Raw genomic sequence first — 6646 nt, forward strand, 5'->3', positions numbered from 1 at the left:
CCGGCTGCCCACCGGTCCCACCGTCTATACGTCATCTATATCTCCATGTTACGGCGGTACTGGAACGTGCCGGAAGTTCATGGGCGTTCACCGGGTCCTTTGGCTCGATTTGACACCCGATCAAGGGGTCGCTAGCTTGCCGCGCCGAACAATGTGAACAGCGTTCTCGTTCAGGTTTTGAGACGGATTTGTCAGCGTGCTGCGCCGATCGGCTGATTGTGATCGACCGACCTCGTTGCCAAGGTGGTCGGTGCTGAGGAACGGGAACGACTCGATACCTGTTGGAGATTGACGAGCCCGACCGACGATCAGCCACCTCCGGGATCCGCGCAGATCAGGGAGGTGTCGGCACGCCCTCCAGTACTGGAACGGCGTGCGCAGTACTGTGACGCGTGGTCCGCCGGCCGCGCGCGAACTTCCATCGAGGACAACGGCAGTGAATACGATCTCCTGTCCCAGGGGCCCGTTCGCCGCCGTTCCCGGGTTATTCGGGAACGCGGCGCGCGGGGCGGACAAACGTGAGGCGGGCACTACCGGCGGTAACTCGGGTGGCGCGGTCGACACCGCGCCACCGGGCGTCACGCCGAGTCGTGCCCAGCGGTTGCGCCCGTGGCACGTGTCGCGCCCGACACGTGGGCCACGTGCGGCGCGGCCCTTCTCCTAGCGCCCCCGCGCGAATTCCGGCACCCCGCGTGCGGTCGCGGGTGAAATGTGTCCGAAAGCCTCGGCTCACGTTCTGGTTCGTGAGCCGCCCACGCCTGTCCGGGCGGTATTGACGAATGCGGTCCCGCACGGGGTTTTCGCGTGCCGCCGGACCGGGTCCATTCCGCGTCAACGCCCCGGTGGGTGTCCGATGAACGAGGAACGAGGGCAGAGCCATGCTTGTGAACGAACACGGCGGGGAAACACCCCTGGCCCACGTCGCCGAACGCTGCCACGCGCTCATCGGCGTGCTGCGCGAGCGCGGGGTCGGCGACGGCGACCGGGTCGTGCTGTCGGCGCGCAACTCCGACGACTTCGTGGTGCTCCTGTTCGCGCTGATGGAGCTGGGCGTCTCGGTCGGCCTGGTCGACCCGGGCCTGCCACCCGCGCAGTCCGCCGAGCACGTGGTCGACTCCGGCGCCCGCTGGTTCGTCACCGACGCCGACCAGGCCGACCCCGCGTTCGACCGCATCGCGGCCGGCCTGCTCGACCTGCGCGGCCTGGTGAAGACCGCCCGCGACGTGCCGGTGGCCGAGGTCCCCGAGCTGACCTTCGCCAAGTGGGGCCGCCGGCGTGACGCGCTCGTGGTCTGGAGTTCCGGCAGTTCCGGCAAACCCAAGGGCGTCGTGCGCTCCGGCGCCTCCGTGCTGCGCAACGTCGAGCGCACCCAGGCGCGCATGGGCTACGTCGAGTCCGACGTGCTGCTGCCGCTGCTGCCCTTCACCCACCAGTACGGGCTGTCCATGCTGCTGCTGTGGTGGAACGCCCGCGCCACGCTCGTCATCGCGCCGAGCAGGCGCGTCGACCAGGCGTTGGACGTGATCGCCCGGCAGCGCGTGACGGTCGTGGACGCCGTGCCCGCCACCTACGACACGATGCTGCGCGTCGTCGCCCGCCGCGACACCCGCGACCTGGGTTCGGTGCGCATGTGGTGCGTCGGCGGCGAACCGCTGCGCGACGAGCTGCGCACCCGCTTCGAGACCCGCTTCGACGCCACGCTGCTGGACGGCTACGGCAGCAGCGAGGCCGGCAACGTCGCGCTGTCCTCGACCGAGGACCCGACCTACTGCGGCACGCCGTTGGACGGCGTCGCGGTGGAGGTGCGCGACCCGCTGGGGAACCCGGTGCCGGCGGGCGAGATCGGCGAGGTCGTGGTCCGCACCCCCGACATCATGGTCGGCCTGCTCGAACCCGGCGGACGCGTCCGCGAGGTGGAGCGGCAGGAGTTCCACACCCGCGACATCGGCTACCTCACGCCCGCCGGGCAGCTGCGGGTGCTGGGCCGCAAGTCCGCCGTGCACCGCTTCGGCCACACGCTCTACCCGGACGCCATCGCCGAGAAGGCCGGCGCGTGCGGCGCGCCCGTGCGCGTGATCCCGGTCGAGGACGAGCAGCGCGGGACCCAGCTCGTGTTCGTGATCACCGACCCGGCCGAGCAGCCCGTGGCGCACTGGAAGCGCGCGGTGTCCCGGTTCGTCGCCGCGCACGAGCAGCCCAACCGCGTGGTCGTGCTCAAGGAGCTGCCGCTCAACGGCAACGGCAAGGTCGACCTCCAGGCGCTGCGCGACATCGCCGCCTCGACGGTGGCGCTCGAAGGCGTCAAGGGCGTCTTCCCCCGCGTGCACGGCGACGCCGACCCGTCGGCCATCCCGTTCCCCGACCGGCTGGCCCGGCTCACCGATCTCGCCCAGCTGCTGCGCGAACGCCGCACCGAGGTGATGTCCCTGCTCACGCAGGTGATGAGCTACAAGACCGCGTACGGCGAGATCGACGCCTCGATCGCCGCCCTGGAGGGCGCCGCGGCCGAGATCGCCCGGTACCGGCCGCCCGCGATCGGCCAGATCGGCGTGCTGATGCCGTCGAACATCCCGCTCTACAGCTACGTGCTGTACCTGGCGATCCCCAGCCTCTACAGCGAACGCGTCGTGTTCCGGCCGTCGCGGCGCATCGCCGACCAGCTGCTCAAGCTGCACGAGCTGCTGTCCGGGGTGCACCACCTGCCGATCGTGCTCGACGACAGCGACCAGCGGGAGTTCCTGGAGGGCGAGGGCGCGCGCTCGGACGTGCTCGTGTTCACCGGCACGTTCAACAACGCCGAGAAGATCCGCGCCGGGCTGCGCCGCGACCAGCTGTTCCTCTACTTCGGCCAGGGTGTGAACCCGTTCGTGGTGGGCGCGGACGCCGACATCCCCAAGGCCGTCGACGGCCTGCTGCGCGTGCGGATGCTGAACTCCGGCCAGGACTGCTTCGGCCCGGACGTGGTGTTCGTGCACACCTCGATCAGCGCCCAGTTCTGCAACCTGCTGTGCCGCCGGGTGGACAACCTGCGCTACGGCCGGTTCGACGACCCGAACGCCGACTACAGCCACATGTTCTACCTCGACGCGTTCGACGCCTCGCTGGACTACCTGCGGTCGGGTCGCGAGCACCTCGCGGCGGGCGGCGAGGTCAACTTCGTGGACGACCACCTCAGCCCCACCGTGCTGATCCGACCGGCCGACACCAGGATCACGCCGCCCGAGCTGTTCGCGCCGATCTTCAACGTGGTGCCGTTCACCTCGACGGACTGGCTGCACCCGATGCTCGACCACCAGTACTTCCAGGAACGGGCCATGGCCGCCACGGTCTACGGCGACCTGCCCGACACCGTCGAGCTGCTGCGCCGGCGGCACACGGTCAGCGTGAACGAGACCGTGATCGACATCGAGGACGGCAACGCGCCGTTCGGCGGCACGGGCATCCGCGCCAACTACGCCGCCTACGGCCGCAAGCGCCACGCCGAGCCGCTGCTGATCTCGAAGGCGGTCGCGGACCACCTCGGGTCCGACCGCTTGGCCGCGTCCGACGCCACCGGCCGCACGGCCTGACGGCCGCCGAACAGATGGGTGTGATCGAGATGGAACCGCCGTCCGCACAGGACGTTCCGGGCGAGGACGCCTCCGGCGAGAACCCCGCGGGCCACCACGTCCGGGGCGCCTGGCACGCCGTGGCCCGGTTGCTCGCCGAAGCCGGTGTCGAGGTCGTGTTCGGTCTGCCCGACGACGACCTGGACGCCCTCGGCGCGCTGCACGCCGCCGGTGTCCGGCTGGTCGTGTGCCGGGACCAGCGCAACGCGGTGTTCATGGCCACGGGTTACGCCTTGCGGTCCGGCGCGCTCGGCGTCGCGCTCGTCGGCAAGGGCCCGGCGGTGACCAACACCGTGACGGGCCTGCTGGAGGCGGCGTCGTCCGGCGCGCCCGTGCTGCTGCTCTCCGGCGGCACGGCGGCCGAACGGCGGGGCAGCGGCGCGTTCCAGGAGCTGGACCAGCAGGCCGTGGTCGCGCCCCTGGTGAAGTCCGCGACCAGGGTCGACCACCCCGCACGGCTCGCGCCCGCCGTGCGCCGGGCCGTCCTGGTCGCCACCTCCGGCGCGCCCGGTCCGGTGTACGTGGAGCTGCCCGACCACCTGCTGAGGGTGGACGTGCCCGTGCCGCCGCCCGCGCCGCCCGTCGAGCGCCCCACGTCGGTCACGGTGTCCGGCGACTCGGCGGCGCTGGACGCGCTGCGCCACGCGCAACGCCCGATCGTGCTGGTGGGCGGCGGGATGCGGCACCGCAACGCGGACGGCGTGGTGGAGCGGTTCGCCGAACGCGTCGGCGCGGCCCTGGCGTGCACGGCCAGCGGGCGCGGCGTGGTGGACGAGTCGTCGGTGCGGTTCATCGGGCTCGCCGGCCTGTACGCGCCGGACCGCGCCAAGGCGCTGTGGGACGACACCGACTGCGTGGTCGTGCTCGGCAGCAGGCTGGAGGAGACCGCGACCTACGGCTGGCCGGCCGCCCTCGGCACGACCGTGCCCGTGGTGCAGGTCAACGTGGACGCGGCGGGCGTGGCCACCCAGTACGCCGGACCGGTCGTGCTCGGCGACGGCGCGGACGTGTGCGCGGCCTGGCTGGAGCAGGTCGTGGACGGCGCGCCCGCCGAGTGGTCCAAGCGCGTGGACGAGGTGCACCACGGGCTGCGCGCCGACCACCGCCGCGAGCTGGCCGACCTCGCCGCGAAACCCGGGCCGCACGTCGTGGAGGTGCTGGCCGCGCTCGACGCCGAGCTGCCCGCCGACCGCGTCCTGGTGCAGGAGAACGGCTTGCAGGACATGTGGTCCTACAGCTTCCCCCGGTTCGAGTGCGCGCACGGCGCGGGCTCGGTCGTGCCGTCCGAGCAGACCAGCCTCGGGTTCGGCGCGGCGGCGGCGATCGGCGTGAAGGCCGCGGCGGGCGACCGGCCGGTGGTGGCGTTCGTCGGGGACGGCGCGTTCGGCCTGTTCGACGCCGACCTGCCGACGGCCGCGGCCCTCGGCTCCGGGCTGCTGTACGTGGTGCTGCGCAACGGCGGCTACGGCTGGCTGCACTCCCAGCTCGGCCCGCACAACGAGGGCCTGGCGGGCACGGCGTTCGTGGACCCGGACGCCGTCACGGCCCGCGCGCCGCAACTGCGCGGCGTGCACCAGGTGACCGTCACCAAGGAGTCGTTGCGCGCCGACGTCGCCGACGCGTGGCGGCGCTCGCGGGAGGGCGAAGTCGTCGTCCTCAACGTCCCCGCACGCCTGGAAGACGCGTTGTTCGCCGACCACGAACTCGGCGGCGCCTTCCCGGTCGCCGACTGACCCCCTGACTGGAGCGAGGAGCAGCACATGGCTGAACGACACGGCAGGCGGGTCGTCATCACCGGCTGGGGCGTGGTGTCCCCGGTCGGCCTCACCGCCGACGAGACGTGGGACGCGCTGGTCGCCGGGCGCAGCGGCATCGGGAACGTGACCGTCGTCGACGCCTCCGACCTGCCGACCGACCTGGCGGGCGAGGTCAAGGGCTTCGAGCCGAAGAAGTACCTCAACCACAAGCAGCTCCGCCGCATGGACCCCTACGCGCGGTACGCGTTCGCCGCCGCGTCGGAGGCCGTCGGCACGGCCAAGCTGGAGATCACCGAGGACAACGCGCACCGCGTCGGCGCGCTCATCGGCAGCGGCTACGGGCCGATGCAGTCCCTCGGCGAGCACGTGGTGGCGCTCAACGCCAAGGGGCCGCGCGCGGTCAGCCCGTTCGCGCCCATCACCGGCGCCATCGACAGCGCGGCGGGCGAGATCAGCCTGGCGTTCGGCGTCACCGGCCCGACCCGGGCGGTGAGCAGCGCGTGCGCGACCGGCACCGACGCCATCGGCGATGCGGCCCGCTGGGTGCGCTACGGCGTGGTCGACGCGGTGATCGCGGGCGGCGCGGAGAACATCCTCACCCGCGTGGACCTGGCGGGCAGCGGCAACGCCAAGGCGCTGTCCACCCGCACCGACGCGCCCACCGAGGCGTGCCGGCCGTTCGACGAGGACCGCGACGGGTTCGTGATGGCCTCCGGGTCCGGGATCGTCGTGCTGGAGTCCGAGGAGCACGCGCTCGCGCGCGGTGCGACGATCCTCGCCGAGGTGGCCGGTTACGCCGCCACGTCCGACGCCCACCACTGGACCGCGCCGCACCCCGAGGGCCGGGGAGCGCGGGCCGCCATGCGCGGCGCGCTGGCCGACGCGGGCCTCGCGCCCGAGGACGTCGGCTATGTCAACGCGCACGGCACCAGCACCGTGTTCAACGACCAGTCCGAACTGGACTCGATCCGCGCGGTGTTCGGCGAGCACGCCGAGCGCGTCCCGATCAGCTCCACGAAGTCCATGACCGGCCACATGATCGGCGCGGCGGGCGCGGTGGAGGCGATCGTCGGCGCGATGGCGATCAACCGCGGGCTGGTGCCGCCGACGATCAACTGCCACCGGCCGATCGACCGCGCGGTCAACTTCGTCGCCCACGAGGCGCAGGCGCACGACGTGGACGTGGTCATGAGCAATTCCTTCGGCTTCGGCGGGCACAACGCCGTGGTCGTGCTGCGCCGGTGGCAGGGCTAGGGAATCCCGGGCCGGGACCACGGGACG

3 protein-coding genes are annotated in these 6646 nt (G+C 72.3%); all 3 read left to right on the forward strand.

The genetic code is table 11. The annotated features are described in order from the left end of the window. Window positions 1-878 precede the first annotated feature (878 nt). Genes AB0I91_RS37280 through fabF form a run of 3 tightly spaced genes read left to right on the forward strand, consistent with a single transcriptional unit; the run spans window position 879 to window position 6619 of the window. Window positions 879-3569, forward strand: a complete 2691-nt coding sequence (locus AB0I91_RS37280) for an aldehyde dehydrogenase family protein (protein WP_498783550.1) — start codon at window positions 879-881, stop codon at window positions 3567-3569. 29 nt (window positions 3570-3598) lie between these two features. Beyond that, window positions 3599-5341 (forward strand): thiamine pyrophosphate-binding protein, encoded by a 1743-nt coding sequence (locus tag AB0I91_RS37285; protein WP_498783579.1) that lies wholly within the window; start codon window positions 3599-3601, stop codon window positions 5339-5341. A gap of 27 nt (window positions 5342-5368) precedes the next feature. Next, window positions 5369-6619 (forward strand): beta-ketoacyl-ACP synthase II, encoded by a 1251-nt coding sequence (gene fabF / locus AB0I91_RS37290; protein WP_499641064.1) that lies wholly within the window; start codon window positions 5369-5371, stop codon window positions 6617-6619. Window positions 6620-6646: the final 27 nt, after the last annotated feature.

Origin of the sequence: Actinosynnema sp. NPDC049800, assembly GCF_040656635.1 — a bacterium.
Taxonomy (GTDB): Bacteria; Actinomycetota; Actinomycetes; order Mycobacteriales; family Pseudonocardiaceae; genus Actinosynnema.